The organism is Hyphomicrobiales bacterium, assembly GCA_016710435.1.
Classification (GTDB): Bacteria; Pseudomonadota; Alphaproteobacteria; order Rhizobiales; family Aestuariivirgaceae; genus Aestuariivirga.
This window is the reverse complement of sequence record JADJVV010000001.1, coordinates 1922555-1938556: the sequence shown is the minus strand read 5'-3', so window position 1 is coordinate 1938556 and position 16002 is coordinate 1922555. Positions and strand designations below refer to the sequence as shown.

The 16002-nt window shown below is 63.1% G+C and carries 12 protein-coding genes; 4 read left to right on the top strand and 8 right to left on the bottom strand.

Going from position 1 to position 16002, the window contains the following annotated elements; genetic code table 11:
• Positions 1–31: 31 nt before the first annotated feature.
• From IPM06_09370 to IPM06_09350, 5 genes are all read right to left on the bottom strand, one after another.
• A complete protein-coding gene (locus tag IPM06_09370; protein ID MBK8770625.1) occupies positions 32–2599 on the bottom strand; it encodes a response regulator in 2568 nt (855 codons plus the stop codon).
• On the bottom strand, positions 2596–3102 hold the full coding sequence (locus IPM06_09365) for a molybdopterin-dependent oxidoreductase (protein ID MBK8770624.1): 507 nt from the start codon (positions 3100–3102) through the stop codon (positions 2596–2598). The genes IPM06_09370 and IPM06_09365 overlap by 4 nt, the downstream gene beginning before the upstream one ends.
• Positions 3103–3133: 31 nt before the next feature.
• Positions 3134–4648: a sigma-54-dependent Fis family transcriptional regulator gene (locus IPM06_09360; GenBank protein ID MBK8770623.1), complete on the bottom strand. Its 1515-nt coding sequence runs from the start codon at positions 4646–4648 to the stop codon at positions 3134–3136.
• Positions 4649–4711: 63 nt separating this feature from the next.
• A complete protein-coding gene (locus tag IPM06_09355; protein ID MBK8770622.1) occupies positions 4712–5590 on the bottom strand; it encodes a hypothetical protein in 879 nt (292 codons plus the stop codon).
• Positions 5590–7047 (bottom strand): WecB/TagA/CpsF family glycosyltransferase, encoded by a 1458-nt coding sequence (locus tag IPM06_09350; protein MBK8770621.1) that lies wholly within the window; start codon positions 7045–7047, stop codon positions 5590–5592. The genes IPM06_09355 and IPM06_09350 overlap by 1 nt, the downstream gene beginning before the upstream one ends.
• Before the next feature lie 315 nt (positions 7048–7362).
• Between IPM06_09350 and IPM06_09345 the strand changes: the two genes are divergently transcribed.
• Genes IPM06_09345 through IPM06_09330 form a run of 4 tightly spaced genes read left to right on the top strand, consistent with a single transcriptional unit; the run spans position 7363 to position 11519 of the window.
• Entirely contained in the window at positions 7363–8409 is a 1047-nt protein-coding gene (locus IPM06_09345; protein ID MBK8770620.1) for a polysaccharide pyruvyl transferase family protein, read from the top strand.
• Positions 8406–9668 (top strand): oligosaccharide flippase family protein, encoded by a 1263-nt coding sequence (locus IPM06_09340; protein ID MBK8770619.1) that lies wholly within the window; start codon positions 8406–8408, stop codon positions 9666–9668. Before IPM06_09345 ends, IPM06_09340 begins: the two co-directional genes overlap by 4 nt.
• A complete protein-coding gene (locus IPM06_09335) occupies positions 9665–10552 on the top strand; it encodes a glycosyltransferase family 2 protein (protein MBK8770618.1) in 888 nt (295 codons plus the stop codon). The genes IPM06_09340 and IPM06_09335 overlap by 4 nt, the downstream gene beginning before the upstream one ends.
• A 22-nt stretch (positions 10553–10574) precedes the next feature.
• The gene (locus tag IPM06_09330; GenBank protein MBK8770617.1) at positions 10575–11519 is read left to right on the top strand and encodes a glycosyltransferase; all 945 of its coding nucleotides are present in this window, start codon (positions 10575–10577) and stop codon (positions 11517–11519) included.
• On the opposite strand, the gene IPM06_09325 is transcribed toward IPM06_09330, so the two are convergent.
• Genes IPM06_09325 through IPM06_09315 form a run of 3 tightly spaced genes read right to left on the bottom strand, consistent with a single transcriptional unit; the run spans position 11516 to position 15725 of the window.
• On the bottom strand, positions 11516–12790 hold the full coding sequence (locus IPM06_09325) for an O-antigen ligase domain-containing protein (GenBank protein MBK8770616.1): 1275 nt from the start codon (positions 12788–12790) through the stop codon (positions 11516–11518). The genes IPM06_09330 and IPM06_09325 overlap by 4 nt on opposite strands.
• Complete coding sequence (locus IPM06_09320; protein MBK8770615.1) at positions 12745–14196, bottom strand: hypothetical protein; 1452 nt, start codon at positions 14194–14196, stop codon at positions 12745–12747. Before IPM06_09320 ends, IPM06_09325 begins: the two co-directional genes overlap by 46 nt.
• Positions 14197–14198: 2 nt before the next feature.
• A complete protein-coding gene (locus tag IPM06_09315; GenBank protein ID MBK8770614.1) occupies positions 14199–15725 on the bottom strand; it encodes a polysaccharide export protein in 1527 nt (508 codons plus the stop codon).
• Positions 15726–16002 lie beyond the last annotated feature (277 nt).

Here is a 16002-nt window from a genome sequence, read left to right as displayed (position 1 = left end):
AGCTGATCCCATCCCGCCCTGCAAAGCAGGATCAACTGGGAGCGACGATGGCTTGCAATTCCCGGGCGGTGTGGACCTGGGCGCTGCGGAGATAGGCGCCGAGCGATTGCAGCTCCGTGGGATCGATGCTGCCGATCTCCGTCTCGATGCGGGTGGCGAGGTGGCAGAGGCGGTTGGCCCCGATGGTGCCCGCAATTCCGGAAATGGCGTGGGCCGCCTTCTTCATCTCGGCACGGTCCTGCTGGGCCATCGCCTTTTCCAGACGTCCCAGTTGCAGGTCCACGTCGTTGCCGAAGCATTCGATCATGATGCCGAGTGCATCGTGGCCAACGTCCGATTTCAACTGGCTGAACGTTGTCACATCGAGAACCGCGTCGACGCTGCCTTCCAACAACTCCCCGGACGACTGCTGTTTCGGGGGCCGTACGCAATCGCCCAGGGCGCGGGCCAGGTCGGCACGCCGCATTGGCTTTGCGACATATCCGGTGAACCCCTCGCGGAGGAACTTCTCGCGGTCGCCTGCGACGGCGTTGGCCGTCATCGCGATCACCGGAAGGTTCTTGTGGGCGCTGGACATCTTGCGGATGATCTTGATGGCGGACAGCCCGTCCATCACCGGCATGGAGATGTCCATCAGCACCGTGTCGAAACTCCCGGTGCGCAGGCGGTCCACCGCTTCGCTGCCGTTCTCGGCCAGCTCGCAGCTGTGGCCAAGGCCTTCCAGCATCTTCCGGCCAACGAACCTGTTTGTGGCATTGTCCTCAACCAGCAGGATACGGAGCCGCTTGGTCACGCCGGTGTCGCCTTCGGCACTACCCTCCGCGGCGGTTGCCTCCTCCGACTCCGGCAAGGGCACCTCGAACCAGAAGGTGCTGCCCTGCCCTGGCTTGCTCTCCACGCCGATGCGCCCACCCATGGCGGTAACGAGACGTTTGCAGATGGCGAGGCCGAGGCCCGTGCCGCCGGATGAGCGGCGGAGACTTGAGTCCACCATGGAGAATTCGCGGAACAGCGCGCCGATATCTTCCGGCCTGATGCCGACGCCCGTATCCGTGACCGAGAAGCGGACGTTGCCGTTGCCGGCGCGGACGCAGTAGATCGACACGCTGCCACCGCGGGTGAACTTGATGGCATTGGTGCCGAGGTTGAGCAGGACCTGGCGGATGCGCTGTTCGTCACCCATGACGATGGCATCACGCTTTCCGCCGAAACAACTGTGCGAAACCTGATTGTTGTTTTCAGGATGGACGTGGGACAACACGCCCACGATACCCTCCAGCATCGTCTCGATGCGGAAAGGGATCCTTTCGATGTCGAGTTTGCCCGCTTCCATCTTGGAAAAATCGAGAACATCGCTGATGTGCGTGAGAAGTTCATCACCGGCGCGGAGGGCGGTTTCGATGAGGCGGTGCTGTTCGCTGTCCAGTTGCGTGCTGTCAAGGAGATCGAGCGCGCCAATGACGCCGTTCAATGGCGTGCGCATTTCGTGACTCATCACCGCGAGGAAGCGGGCCTTTGATTCACTCGCGGCCTCCGCCTCCTGCAATGCGGCCTTGAGTGCCTTGTCGCGGGCCACGCGGTCGGAAATGTCGCGCAAATAGGCGATGAAGACGGGCTGGCCCTGGCCACGTGATACACCCAGTGTCATTTCCACGGGAAAAACGCGGCCGCTGGCGTGCAGGGCTTCCACTTCCACGCGCCTGCCGATGACGCGGGCTTCACCTGCCGCAAGGTAACGCGCCATGCCGACATCGTGGGCCTGGCGGAATTTCGGCGGGATCATGAGGGTAGACATCTTGGCGCCAATGGCCACCTCGCGGGTATGACCGAAGACCGACTCCGCCCCCTCGTTCCAATCAATGATGGTGCCTGATGCATCGGAAATCACGACAGCATCAAGAGCGGCCTTGATGGTGGAGGCGAGCTTCTCGCGGCTTTCGGTGAGCATCGCTTCGCGACGCGAAAGCTGGATGGTACGCCGGCGCAATGATGCAACGCTGGCAAGAAGCGCCATGACCAGTGCGGTGGACAGTACGGCGGCGAGCAGCATCGAGGTCGCCAGTTGCCGGCGCTCGCTGTCGGACTGGACTGCAAACTGGGTGATCGCATTCAGCACCAGCGCCTGTACGTTTTTTCCAGCCTCCTCGGTGGCCGTGTCCAGCGCGGGCCGAACCGCGGGAAAGGCGTTGAGGCCCCCATCGACATCTCGCGCGGCGCTGTCCCGGAACCTGACGAGGCGCGACAGCAGCTCCGCGAATTCCGCGTTCTTCCGCAGGGCATCGGTGACAGCGGCAGACTTGAGCAGTTCGATGCGCGAGTAGAAGATGTCAAACCGCTTGGAGAATTCCGCGTAACTCTCGCTGTTTTGCGGTGCGACCTCATGCAGGGCCTCGTGCATGCGCAGGTACTCCGTCTGCGTCTGCAGGATCGTCCACTGCACGTTGTCCTTCGGCGATGTGCGGAGCGTCTGCACGCGCGTGTAGACATCCGTGAGAATGGCGCCGAGCGCCGCCATCAGCACAATGGCCAAGGCCAATATGGCCAATTGCAGCGGCCGCGCCGATTTCACGGAAGACATCGCTGGCAGGACGATGTTCACGGCTTGATATCGATGGCCTTGAGCTGCCAGACGGCGCGCGAATAATATTCCTCGGCCTTGAGTTCAGGGCGCTGATCGAAGGGATAAAGAACCCAGAGCGGCCCCCGCTCGCGCACCGACATCTCGGCGCCGTCCATCAGATAGGCAATGAAGGCACCCTTTTCGGTTGCGTCAGTCACCGGAATTGTGGCGGCGTAATCATTGAGGGCGATTGCCGAGAGTTTGGTGCCCGAGGCTCCGGCCAATTCGAGCAGCGTCTTCAGTTCCACGCCCTTGAAGCGCGTGACGCCGTTGGTCCAGGGCGAAGCCGTGGAGACCTCGATCGAAGGGAGCGCCCGAAGCATTGCCATGTCGAACTGCAAGGCATCGGGCGCGTTGGTTTCCGTCACCGCACCGGTGATGGTGAGGATCACGTCACCAGATGGTTGCGGAAGCCCGGCACGGGCTGCGCCGCAGAGCAGGAAGGATGGCAGGGAGAGAAAAAAGGAACGGCGGGAAAACATGGAAAACTCCGGGTGGGGTGTCTGGACAAGGTCAGGCGGATTTCGCCAGCATCGACTCAAATTCGGCCTTCTTGCGGTATAGGGTGGAGGCACCTACTTCGAGGAAAGCGGCGGCGCGTGTGACGTTGCCGTCACAAATGCGCAAGGCGTCGAGAATGGCGTCACGTTCCACCTGCCACAGCGGACGGATCCCGCCGGGGCTGCCTGCCGCTTGCTGTGACGCAAACGATGCGGGCAAGGCCTGCGGCGTCAAACGCGGCACCATTGTCTCAGGCCTCGGAGCAGCCGACACCCATGCTGGCAGCATGGAGGCTTCCAGAACGGTGCCGGAATTCAACACCACAGCGTTGCGCACGGCATTCTGCAATTCACGCACGTTACCGGGCCAGGCGTGGGCAATGATCCTTGCTTCCGCTTCGGGCGAGAAGCCGTCGAACTCCTTGTGTTCCTCCGCGGCGCATTTGCCGAGCAGAAAACTTGCAATCGTCATCACGTCACTTCCGCGTTCGCGAAGCGGCGGCAGGTGAAGCGGAATGACGTGGAGGCGGTAGTAGAGGTCTTCGCGGAAACGGCCAGCGCGGACCTCCTCCATGGGATCACGGTTGGTGGCGCAGACGACGCGGATATCCACGGGCTCCGGCTTGCTGGCACCGACGCGCTGTACCGTGCCGCTCTGCAGGAGGCGCAAGAGTTTCGCCTGGAGATCCAGGTCCATCTCGCAGATTTCATCGAGAAACAGCGTGCCGCCGTTGGCGGCCATGGCTGCACCCGTGCGGTCCGTCACGGCGCCGCTGAAGGCCCCTTTCACATGACCGAAGATTTCCGATTCCATCAGTTCGCGGGGGATCGCCGCGCAGTTGAGCGGAATGAATGGCTTGGCAGCGCGGTCGGACTCGGCGTGAATTGCGGCGGCGCAGACTTCCTTGCCCGTGCCGCTCTCACCTGTGATGAACACGGTGGCCTTGGAAGGTGCCGCACTTTCGATCATCCGGTAGACGGCCTGCATGGGCTTCGATGCGCCGACGAAACCATGGAAGGATTCGCGCGTGATGTCCTTGCGGATGTCGCGGACCTCCTTGCGCAAGACCGTGCGCTCCATGGCGTTGCGCACGGTGGTGTTGAGGCGCTCGGCGCTGAATGGCTTCACGACATAGTCGAAGGCACCGAGTCGCATGGCCTCGACGGCCGTGCCGAGCGAAGCGTTGTTGGTGACGACAACGACGGACACACCCGGCTGATCCTTGCGGACAGACTTCAGAATATCGAGGCCGTTCATGTCGGGGAGGCCGAGGTCAAGCACCAGCACATCGGGTGCGCCCGCCTTGATGTGTTCGAGGCACTTCGCGCCGGTATCGACCGCAGAGACGCGCGCACCGAGGCCGCGCAGAAAGGCCTGATAAGCCACGGACAGCGACATGGTGTCTTCGACCAGAAGAATGGTCCGCTCGGAAAAATTCGCCACCGTATCCAAAACTCCAGAAAGGAACCGCACAGGCACTATATTTTGCGGGAGCGTTTGCGGTGCTTCTCCCTTGGCATTGTTCATAGGATGAGCTCGCTAATTAACCACGATGATGATCACTAAAATTCTCTGCAATCAGGCGACATTTCAGGCCGCATCCAGCAGGCGCGGATCGTCGATGGCGCAGGTGATCTGGCGCTGCGGGCAATGGATGCGTTTGCCGCTGACGACCTTGCCCGTCAGAACGGCACCGCGGCCCACATAGGTTCCGGGCAGCACGACGCAATCTTCCAGTTCCGCGTCCCTGTCGATGAGGCAGTTGTTGCCGACGACGACGTTACGCCCCAGCCGCACGCCTCGCTCGATCAGGCAGTTCGTGCCGATGACGACGGATTTTTCCGGTGCCTGGGTGGAAAGAACGATAGAGCCCTTGCCCACGATGATTTCATCCGGTGCCTTGCGGCCGGCACTGCGGACACCGGGAACGAGACCCTGCAACGCCATGATGTTGGCGGTGTGATAAATGGCCACCGTATCGACGAGGCAGGGCACGAGACGGCAGGTCGCGGTGACTTCGGTCCAGCTGATGCGCGCCAGGCCGCCTTGATCGTGAATGCCGACGGCAACACCGAGCGCTGTGTAGATGTCGGCGCTTTGCTGTTCGCCCGAGCGGCGGAGCGCTTCCTCCAGCAGGCCGAAGGGGCGGAGCATGTCGCCGCGCACGGCAAGAAGTGTCGTGTCTCCCGCGAGGGCGGCAAAGGCAGCTTCGTTCGCAGTGGAGAGATCTTTCCACGTGACGGACAATCCCCAGCGGCTGCCGTCGCCCACAAAGCGGCGCAGGTCCCGCTGCTCGCCATCGTCGGACACCGTGCACGTCCGGACGCCGACGTCATATAGCTCCTCCAGTGCGATCTGGATCAGGGGCTTGTTGCCGATGGGCAGCATGGCTGGGCAGCGCTCGTGGGCGAGAAAGCCCAGGCTTTCGGCGCTGCGGTTCACCAGCACAATGGCATGATAGCGTTTCATCAATAGGCTCCTTTGCCGCCGAGAATGGCGGGCAATGTCTTGGCAATGAGGTTGATGTCCTGCTTGAGGGACGGTTCGTAGACATAATCGAGGTCCATCTCGACCTGGCGTTCCCAGGGGATTTCAGCGCGGCCCGAGACCTGCCAGATGCAGGTGATGCCAGGCTTTGAATCAAGCCGGCCAAATTCGTCGATGCGGTAACGGGCCACTTCCGATTCGAGATTGGGCCGGGGTCCGACGATCGACATGGTGCCCCTGAGGACATTGAAGAGTTGCGGCAGTTCATCGATGGAGGCGCGGCGGATGATGCGGCCGACGCGGGTGATGCGCGGGTCGTGCTTCATCTTGAAATGCATGCCGCTCCGGTCGCTCTGGGCCAGCAGGGCCGCGCGGCGGGCCTCTGCGTCCACAAACATGGAGCGGAATTTCCACATGCGGAAACGTTTGCCGCGCAAGCCCACGCGCTGCTGCGAGAAGAAGACAGGACCGGGCGATTCCAGTTTGATCGCTGCCGCAATGGCGAGGAACACAGGAGCCAGGGCAAGCAGCCCACAACTTGCGAGGATGATATCCAGCGTTCGCTTTGCCGCGTGATAGAGTGGCTGGCGCGCGCGCAGCGACGTCTTGCGGAAGATGCGCTGGATGCGCGTTGCCTCCGTCCGCCATGGGAACAATGTGGCGGAGCGCAGCGCACACTGTTCGCGCCACGTGCGCCAGAGGAAGGCCGGATTTCCCAGCACGTAGCGGCGCCACATGCGAGACGGTTCCTGACGCAGGCGGTAGATCCATTCCAGTCCGGAGCGGCGCATCCACATGGGCGCACGGGGAATGCGGCCGCTGTAGAAATCGAACAGGCCGCCTACTCCAATGGCGGCGTTGGCAGTGAGTTCGTCCCGGTGCCTGCCGATCCACAATTCCTGGTGCGGCGCGCCCATGGCGACAAGAAGGATGCGCGCGCCCGAAGCGTTGATGGCTTCGATCACCTTGTCTTCATCTTGTGGCGGGTAATAGCCGTGCTGCGTGCCGCTGATAATCAGTCCCGGGTGGTCAGCCTGCATGCGCCGCGCGACTTCGGCAGCGATTCCGTCGCGTGCGCCGAGGAGGAAGAGGCCGTGACCTTCGCGCGCGGCCCAGGCGCAGAGCAGCGGAAACAAGTCCGTGCCGTTGACATTGTCCTTCATGTACAGTCCGCGGAGGCGGGCTGCGAGGCGGATGCCGCTGCCATCAGCGAAGACTGCCGCCTGCCGGGAGAGCACACGCGCATAGGCCGGATTGGCGGCGGCCTGGTTCAGGCAGTCCGCGTTGACGAAAGCGAAGCTCTTTCGCACGTCGAATTCCACCGCAGATGCGATCTGGGCGAGGGCCTCCTGCATCGTGACATTGGCCATGCCGACACCCAGCATGTGTACGATGCTGGCAGCCGGATGCCTTGCCGCAGTCGTTGAATTTCCGTCCATGACCGTGTCCTCAAATCGTTTGAAGGAGCAGTCGCAAGGGGCATGCCGCATCGGCTTTCCCGGATAAGCGTTTGAAAACGCGATGGGATTGCACATCATGGCGGGCGGAGCGGATGGCGGGCCGCCGCAAGGTGAGGGCCAAAGCGGCTCCCGATTTGAGAGCCGCACAGGCGCGCGGAGTGGCGACAGAAGCCGCTCCCAAAAAGGCAACGCGCTGAATGACAAGCCGAATTCCGATTATCGCGCGTGAAGACTGATGTGGTCCGGCGCTTGCGACCGTGGGAGCTGGATCAATTCAACAGTGGCGGCGACCCCATGCACATCGGACTTCTCAACATGTACTCCACGCGAAACCTTGGGGACGCCGCGATCTATTCGGCGCTCGCCGCCATGTCGCCGGGTGAAAGCGTCTCGGGCCCGTTGCAGGAAGAGCGGCCAACGCCGGTGCGGGGACTCTTGCGTGGCGCGTCTTTGCGGCCCTGCAATGGTTTTGTGAGTGTGGGCGGAGACATCTTCAACAATGCGCGGCCCCGCCTTGTCACAAGGCGCTTCCTGCAAAACGTGAATGCGCTCCGTGCGGCCCCTTCTTCCACGATGCTGTTTGGACAGTCCATCCCCCGCTCCTGCCGCAACCTCGCCTTTGTGGGGCTGGCGCAGACTTTGAAGAGCTTGGGATACGTGGCGGTGCGCGACCGCGAAAGCCATGACCGCCTGACGGCTGCCGGCGTGCGCGCGGAACTGACTTTCGACACGGCCTTTGCCCTGCCGCCGCAGCGCCACGCGCGCGCCGAGGCTCTGCGACTGTTTGCCATGGCAGGCCTCCATTCGGAGAAGACGATCCTCGTTTCGCTCCGTAACCAGAGTGAGCTCTATGCGGAGAATGGCGGCGAAGACCAGATCCTCAGCATTGCCCAGGCACTCACGCGGCGGGGCCACCAGATCGGCCTCCTGATCCAGGCGGATGGCGATTCCGCCGACAGCGACCGGTTCCTGGCGAGACGCATCCAGCAGGCCATTCCCGAGAGCCGCATCCTTGATCCGTTTGAGTGTGCGGCACCGCACGAACCTTGGGCCGTGCTCAGCGCGCTGCTGGGACTGGCGCGTGCTGTCGTTGCCGTGCGTTATCATGCGGCGGTGTTGCGCATGGTGGAGGGGCGGCAACCCTTTGTGCTCTCCTACTCCAACAAGGGTGAAGACCTGTGCCGCCGCCTGAATCAGCCAGGCTCCACCCTTGGGGCTGGTGACGTTTCCAGCCTCGTAACGCAGATCGAAGCCTCCGCCGAATGCGACTTCGATGCGGCAACCGTTCGCGCTGATGTGCTGTCACATTACTCGAATGGCCTTTCGAGGATCGCGGCATGACAAGCGAGGCCGCTGTCCTGTCTCCCATCGTACAGGCGCCGCTGGTGCGCGGGCTGTTCTCGAACATGGTCACGCTTGGGGGCGCGGAAATGGTGAACCGCGTCACGCGTCTCGCCACCGCCGTGGCCTTGGGCTGGGCGCTTTCGCCACCCGAATTCGGCCTTGCCGCCATTGCACTGACGGCGTCAGACATCCTGCGCGCGCTTACCCAGACGGGAATTGGCGCACGCATCATTTCCGTTGAGGAGACGGCGCTGGAGGAGACCTGCAACACGGCCTATCGCTTGAACTGGTGGGTCTATGGGGGTGTTGCACTTCTGCAAGCTGCGGCGGCCTACCCGGTGGCGTACCACTTCGGTGATCTCCGCATCGCCGGGCTGATGCTGGCATTTGCGCTTCCTTATCTGCTCTATCCCATGGTCGCCGTGCAGGTTTACCGCATGCAGCGGCAACAGCGCATGCGCGAGACGGCGGTGATGCTGGTGGTGCTGCTGTCCGGCGACAACCTTCTCACTGCACTGCTTGCGGCTGCGGGGTTCGGAATCTGGTCGCTGGCGTTGCCGAAACTGATTTGCGCGCTCGCATGGGTGGTGATGTACCGCAGGATGGAAAAGTGGCGGCCTGGTACCCCGGTGGCACCGGTGAAACCGCTGCTCACGTATGGACTGGCGGTCATGGCGAGTGAACTCACGGCAGCATTCCGGCTCCATGCGGACAAGCTCATCATCGGGCAGGTGCTGGGCATCACCCTCCTCGGACAATATTTCTTTGCCTTCAACGCAGGCCTTGGCATGACCAGCGCCTTCGTTTCCGCGGCAGCGACGGCCTTGCTGCCGCATTATTCCGGACACCAAGCCTTTGCCCTGGTGCAGCGGCGCTTCCTCAAGGGCACCGGGCTTCTGGCCTTGCTGATCATTCCCGTCATTGCGGCGCAGACACTGCTGGCGCCGATCTACATTCCACTCGTCTTTGGGGCGAAGTGGAACGAGGCCATTCCGCTGCTCATGCTCTTGTGCTGGCTGGCCTTGCCGCTCCTTCTCTCGCGCTCTACTTCCCTTTTGCTTCGGGCGCGCGGACTTGCGGGTCTCGAATTCAAGCTGACAATGGCGCAGGCCACCGTTGCCATCGCTGCGCTCTCGGCGGGATTGCCCTTTGGCCTTCAAGCATCGATCCTGGCGCAAATCGTCGTTGCCGGAGTTGCGGCCGTGGCAGCAACGGTCATCGCCTTGCGCGCCTGCACACAGGAGAACACGCGATGAGCCGCCCCGCCGTCTCCATCGTGATTCCGCTCTACAACGCGGCATCGTTCATCACGGAAACGCTTCGTTCCGTGCAAGCACAGATATGCAGCGACTTTGAAGTCATTGTCGTCGACGATGGTTCGCGTGATCGATCCGCAGAGTGCGTTGCCGCCGTGGCACGGGAGGACAGCCGCATCCGGCTTCACCGGCAAGGCAATGCAGGGGTCTCCGTGGCGCGCAACCGCGGGGCCGAACTGGCGGCGGCACCCGTCATTGCCTTCCTCGATGCAGACGACCTGTGGCACGCCACCTTCCTGTCCGCCACGCTGGCCTTCATGGCGGCACGGCCCGATGTCAGCGTATGCCATGCGGGCGTGCGCTTCGTGGATGCGGCAGGCGTGCCGACCGGTGCCTTGTCACGCCTGCGCACAGCTCCCTTGTCAACGCGCGACCTGCTCGCCGGCAATCCCACGACGACGTGTTCGAACCTGGTGGTGCGGCGCGCGGATTTTCTGGCCAGCGGCGGGTTTCCCGTCGGTCTAAACCATGCGGAAGACCAGTTGTGGCTTCTCAGCATGCATCTCCGCGGGCATCGCATCGCAGGCCTTGCCGATGTGCTGGTGGACTATCGCACCAATGCCGGCGGTCTCTCCGCCGATACGCGCGCCATGGCGCAGGGCTTCGAAGCGCTTGTCCACCACGCGGTGCATCTGGCCCCGCTGGAGGTTGGGCCAGCAGTTCGCGAGGCGCGGGCGCTCAACCGGCTGTATCTGGCCCAGCGCGCGTGGCGCACCAGACGTGATCGCGCGTCAGCGGCGCAACATATCCGTGATGCGCTCCGCAGCCACTGGCCAACCGTTTCCCACGAAGCCTTTCGCCTCTTGCGGAAAGCCCTGACCTGACATCCGACCGAGGAGAACTCTTATGCCCACCGTTTCCGTGATCATGCCCGTCTACAATGTCGAACGCTACGTGGAGCGCTCCATTCGCTCCGTTCTGGAGCAGACCTTCACCGACTTTGAGCTGATCCTTGTCGATGACGGTGGCACGGACAGTAGCGTTGCCATTTGCCGGTCCTTTGATGACCCGCGCATACGCATTCACAGCCAGATGAACCGCGGCCTCGCAGGCGCGCGCAATGCCGGAATCCGTGTGGCACGGGGCGCATTGATTGCGCTCCTCGATTCCGATGACCTCTGGCACCCCGAAAAACTGGCGCGCCATGTGGCCCATCTGGCCACGCGGCCAGGCGTTGGCATCAGCTTCTCCGGCAGCGCCATGATCGACGAAAGCGACAGGCCCATCGGGATTTCCATGCGTCCGGCGCTCCGGGACCTCGGCCCGGCAGACATTTTCTGCCGCAATCCTGTGGGCAACGGTTCAGCACCCGTCATTCGCCGCGCGGTGTTCGATGACATTGCCTTCACCGTGGATCGTGGCGGAGTGGCTGAGACCAGCTATTTCGACGAGACGTTCCGTTACGGCGAGGACATCGAGTGCTGGATGCGCATGGCGTGCGCTACAAGCTGGCGCTTTGAGGGCATTTCAGGCGACCTGACGCTCTATCGCATCGTGTCCGGCGGACTTTCCGCCAACACCGACAAGATGTACGAGCATTGGCAGCGCATGTTCGAGAAGGTGTCACGCATGGCGCCTGACCTCGTGGCGGGCCACGGCCATCGTGCGCGCGGATACCAGCTGCGTTACTACGCGCGCCGCGGCGTGCGCGAGCGGCAGGGTCGTGCAGCGTTGCGCAGCTTTGCCGCTGCCATGGCGTCGCATCCACTGATGGTGCTGGAAGAACCGAAGAAGACGATCGAGACGGGCCTTGCCGCCCTTGCCGTAACGCTGCTGCCAGGCCTGTTCTAGCCAGCGAGCAGCGTGCGGAATGGACTGCTGACGCGCTGCGATGAGGCCCGGCCCAACAGGATGAGGCCCGGCCAGAACTGGTAGACGAGGATCTCCAGGTTTTCCCCGAAGGTGTAGAAGAACAGGATCAGCATGATGGCGAGCCCGGCGCGCGCCGTCCGGGAGGCTTGCGCCTTCACCAGCATCTCCAGAAAGCTCGCCAGCATCGGCACCGCCAGAGCGCCGAATCCCACCATGCCCTTGACGAAGAGCAGGCCATACCATGTGTGGTGCGAGCCGATGGGCATGAACTCCACCAGATGAGAGCCGCGCTCCACCGCACCATGACCGAACCATGGCGCCTCCACGGACCAGCGCTGCACTGCGATCCGCCCCAGCGCGGCGCGCACGCGGCTGGAGGCGGCACGTGCGGCGGAGAAGCGCGCCTGCGCCTGTTCGGCGAGATCGATGAGGGTTGTCGCGGTGATGCCTGCCACTGTTGCCAATAGTGCTGCCAGCATGGCCAGCGCGGGCTGGGTGAGGCGGGCAAGCAGCCATCCCAGCAGAGGCACGACGATGACTGCGAGAAGTGCGAGGCGCGATTGTGAGAGCAGGCAGACGGCGACGGCTGCTGCGACACCTGCCGTGCGCCACCACAGGCCGCGATCCAGCCACGAGATGACCAGCGAAACATTGGCCACCATCCCGGCGGCAGGGGCCCAAGGCGAGAAGAAACGCCAGCGCAAACCTTCGCCCCCTGCGCCATAGGCATAGAGCTGGACTTCAAAGAACTCCGGCCCCGGACCGCCCAGCATGGAGAACGGCGAGATGAAGAGCCGTCCGGGCAACCCAATATGTGGTGCGATGAGAAAGAGCGGCACCAGCAGCAGCGTTTGCAGGGCCAGGATGTTGATGGCACGGGCCAGCACTTGCACGCGAATCCGCAAACTGGCGCCTGCGAGAACGAACAACGCCATCAGCGCCCAACCCTTGGCCCAACCCACCATGGATTTCACCAGCTGGGCCGCACCGAGTGCGAACGTCACGTGACCGACGATGAGGGCCACAAGCATGACCAGCATGCCGCCGCACCAGATCAGCGCCGTCAACGGCAGGCGCACCGGCGCTTCTTCCGCATAGAGGCGCCAGATCAGCAGGGCCAGCAGCATCCAGCCCAGCGCAGGCGCCAGCAGATAGAGCGCGCCGATGGCATAGAAGCCCCAGGTGCAGGTGATGGACCAGAAGATCAGGTGTTCTTCAGGAGTTTCTGGAGAAGCGGCTGTCGGATCCATGCGAGTCCCAGTGCGAGAAGGATGAAGAGGGAGGCCAAGAGTGCGCCCGCCACGGCGAAGAGCGGCTTTGGGGATACGGCTGCATCGGGCAGCGAGGGTTCGGTGAGCACCTGCAGCAGCGGATAGGACGCGTAAATGTCCTGGCGGTTGGTATCCACCCGTGCGAGTGCAGAACTGAAGACCGCTTCCGCGATCTTGTGATCACGTTGCAGGTCTTCCAGCCGCGCGGCCTGCTGGCCTTGCACGCGCAAATCGATTTCGCTGGCGCGGAGGGTTTCCTCGATGGATGCGATCTGGCCTTCCAATCCGGCGGCAGCGCCTGCGGTTTCAACGAGGCGGCGGAACAGTTCGGCCCGGTCGCGGCTGTCGCTCAGCAGAAGATCAGAGACGATGCGGCTTCCCCGCTTGCCGCCCTGCTTCGCCGCCATGGCCGCAACGGCGCGCCGTGCGGCGGCGGTGCGGGCGGCGGCGGCAACAACCCGTGGGTGGCGCGCCCCCCATTTCGAGCGGCTGGATGTCTCGTCCGTCGTGGCGACGGCCAGTTCGGCATAGAGCGAGGAGAAGCGCGGATCGCCCTGCACCTTCAAGGCGAGGGTAGCGTCTGCCGGCGATATGCCCAGCAGGGCGCCAAGACTCTCCGCTTCACTGGCCGTGCGCCGCTGTTCGGCGCGCAACTCGGCGCGCTTCTGGCGCATGCCTTCGGCATTGGCAACCTGTGCATTGAACTGTTCCGGCGAGATGATGTCGGATTGCGCCTGGTAGGCCAGCAGTTTTGAGCGCGCTTCGGCGAGGTTGCGGGACACTTCCTTCAGGCTCTCTTTCACTGACTTGGCGCGGCGCTCTACTTCGTCCTTGCGCAAGATGTCGAGGTATTGCTGGAGGGCATGAAGCAGCGCCTCGCCCTCGTGCTGCGCGGCCTCCGGGGAGCCTGCAGTCACGGAAAACTGCATGATCGCTGTTTCGTCGATGAGCTTGATGCGCGGCATGGCAAGCATGCCTTTCTTTCCCACGATCCTTGCCGCAAGACCGCGCACATGCGCGCCCTCCGCGATGGACTTGTAGATGACCTTGGGACTCATCGCCGCAGAACTGAAGGGGTTGCCGCTGCTGGTGGAGGCCTGGCCGATGCTGTCGAGTGACACGTTGGACGAACTGGCGGCACCCGGCAGATTGAGCGTCATCTCGCTCACATACGTCTTCGGCGTGAGGATGATGTAGGCTGCCACGGCCGTCCACAGGCCGAGCAAGGGCAGGCCGAACACCAGCAGGTAACGGCGCATGCGGAATGCGGCCGAGCCCTGCCACAGGAGGATGTTGCGGATCACCGTGAAGGGGTTGGCCGCGCCGCGGGTGCGGCGGGTCCTTCGGCTTGCGGGACGACCAGCGCGGAGAGTTGCGTTCGGCACGATCACAGCAGCCCCAGCACGATGCCCAAGGGGCCAAGGACTTCCGTCATGGTGCGCGCCACTTCACGCATGTTGGTCACGCCGCTGTCGTAGCAGGCCATGGCATCGTTCGGCAGAAGATATGGATTGATGTCGTCGCGGTTGGCGTTGCGGATCAGTTCGTCGATGCTGCGCTCCATCACCTCGGCCTTGCCGGTGAGCGGGTTGTTGCTGATGAGAACGACACTCCGCGCGGCATTGCTGGCGCTGGCACCGCCGATGCAATTGGAACTGGTTGCGGCCTGCAGAAGGCGGGTGCCGTAGGGCAGGTTGGTTGCGTAGTTGTCAACGGCGCTGGGATTGTTGCCGGTGGCCGGCACCGTGAGATTCGACATGAAGACGCGCATGCCGGGCGGCGTTGCCTGCGACGGGCGCATCAGTTCTTCATGGAAACAACCAGACGACGGCACTTCGATGCGGTCGCCGAACATGAGCGGAATATCGGGTGTGCCCAGACCGGTGACGAGGCCGGTCAGGTCAATGCGGCTCGCCTTTCCGCCGCGGATGAGCTTCACCTGCGAGAGGTCGGCGTCCGGGCGGATGCCGGCACCGGCGCGCAGGCCCGCATCAATGTAGCGTGCCACAGGTGCATCGCCGATGGTGGTAAGGGCCTCGAGGTCGCGCTTTTCGGCCGACGGATCGTTGATCACGGCACGGCCAGGCTGAAACACGGCCCCGGCCACACTCACATTCATGGCCGACCAGCGCAGAGGCACGACTGAAACCTGCAACTGACCCGCGTGAAAGTAGCCGCCCTGGGTCAACTTTGCTTCAATACTCTTTGCCAGCTGCTGCGAAGTGCGGCCCTCGGCGCGCACATTGCCCGCGTAGGGAAGGCTTACACTGCCATCCACATTGACGGCGAAGGTGCCGGAAAAATCCGCACCATCGGGAATATCAATCCGGATCACGTCGCCGGGGCCATGTACAGGCATCTGCACGTCCAGTGATCCTGAAACCTCGGGCGCTGACGTCATGTCCAGCGGCGCGCAACGGTTGGTGGAACGCGACGGACGCGAGACCTGGCCCGGCACATCGGCCACGGGCACGGCGCGCAGACCATTCGGCATCGCTTGCGAATTTGACGTATGGACCGTGCAGCCCGCCAGCATCCACGCCACGCCGGCAAGAGCCACGCAAGTGAAAAGCAGCGACGGCAGGCGACGGAAGGGGGCGGGGGAAACAGGCGGACTGTCTGTCCGTCCGGCAAGTGGAACATCGACCACATCAAAATGACGGCGCAGCGCCGCCACTTCCAGTTTGAGAAGCATGGCGGGAGATGCATTCTCGATGATGGGGAAAATGGCGTGGCGGTTGGCAAGCTGTGCAATGTCCGCCAACGCATCCAGCTTTCTTGCCGACAATTCACTGGATTGCGTAAAGACAATGTAAGGCGTGCGGCCAGAACGGATGAGCCGCGCCGCGCGCGTCAAGAGCCTTGTGTCTTCCAGCGTGATCGCGGTGTCCTGGTCGTGGGCGTTCGTGTTCATCTTTTCTTATCCTGATTGCTGGTCCTGTCCCCTCCTCCGCAAGTGTTGCGCCACATCAGCTTCGTTGTTTTCAATGTGAATTTTGCAGCGAAGGGATGGGGCTTGCTGCACCGGCTCCCGATTTGAGAGCCAATCCGACGGAATGACCCCAGGCAGGCAGCGATCCGCATGGACAGTCGGCGGCTTTCATTCCGGGAGCTGTTCCCGCCATGGCTCCCGCTTTGAACAGAAATCGCCTGCGTCTCGCCCGGTACGCGCGAAAACGCCCGTATTCAGG

Coding starts and splice junctions, on each gene's coding strand:
- IPM06_09365 (MBK8770624.1), bottom strand. CDS start 3,102: ATGTTTTCCCGCCGTTCCTTTTTTCTCTCCCTGCCATCCTTCCTGCTC.
- IPM06_09360 (MBK8770623.1), bottom strand. CDS start 4,648: ATGAACAATGCCAAGGGAGAAGCACCGCAAACGCTCCCGCAAAATATA.
- IPM06_09355 (MBK8770622.1), bottom strand. CDS start 5,590: ATGAAACGCTATCATGCCATTGTGCTGGTGAACCGCAGCGCCGAAAGC.
- IPM06_09350 (MBK8770621.1), bottom strand. CDS start 7,047: ATGGACGGAAATTCAACGACTGCGGCAAGGCATCCGGCTGCCAGCATC.
- IPM06_09345 (MBK8770620.1), top strand. CDS start 7,363: ATGCACATCGGACTTCTCAACATGTACTCCACGCGAAACCTTGGGGAC.
- IPM06_09340 (MBK8770619.1), top strand. CDS start 8,406: ATGACAAGCGAGGCCGCTGTCCTGTCTCCCATCGTACAGGCGCCGCTG.
- IPM06_09335 (MBK8770618.1), top strand. CDS start 9,665: ATGAGCCGCCCCGCCGTCTCCATCGTGATTCCGCTCTACAACGCGGCA.
- IPM06_09330 (MBK8770617.1), top strand. CDS start 10,575: ATGCCCACCGTTTCCGTGATCATGCCCGTCTACAATGTCGAACGCTAC.
- IPM06_09325 (MBK8770616.1), bottom strand. CDS start 12,790: ATGGATCCGACAGCCGCTTCTCCAGAAACTCCTGAAGAACACCTGATC.
- IPM06_09315 (MBK8770614.1), bottom strand. CDS start 15,725: ATGAACACGAACGCCCACGACCAGGACACCGCGATCACGCTGGAAGAC.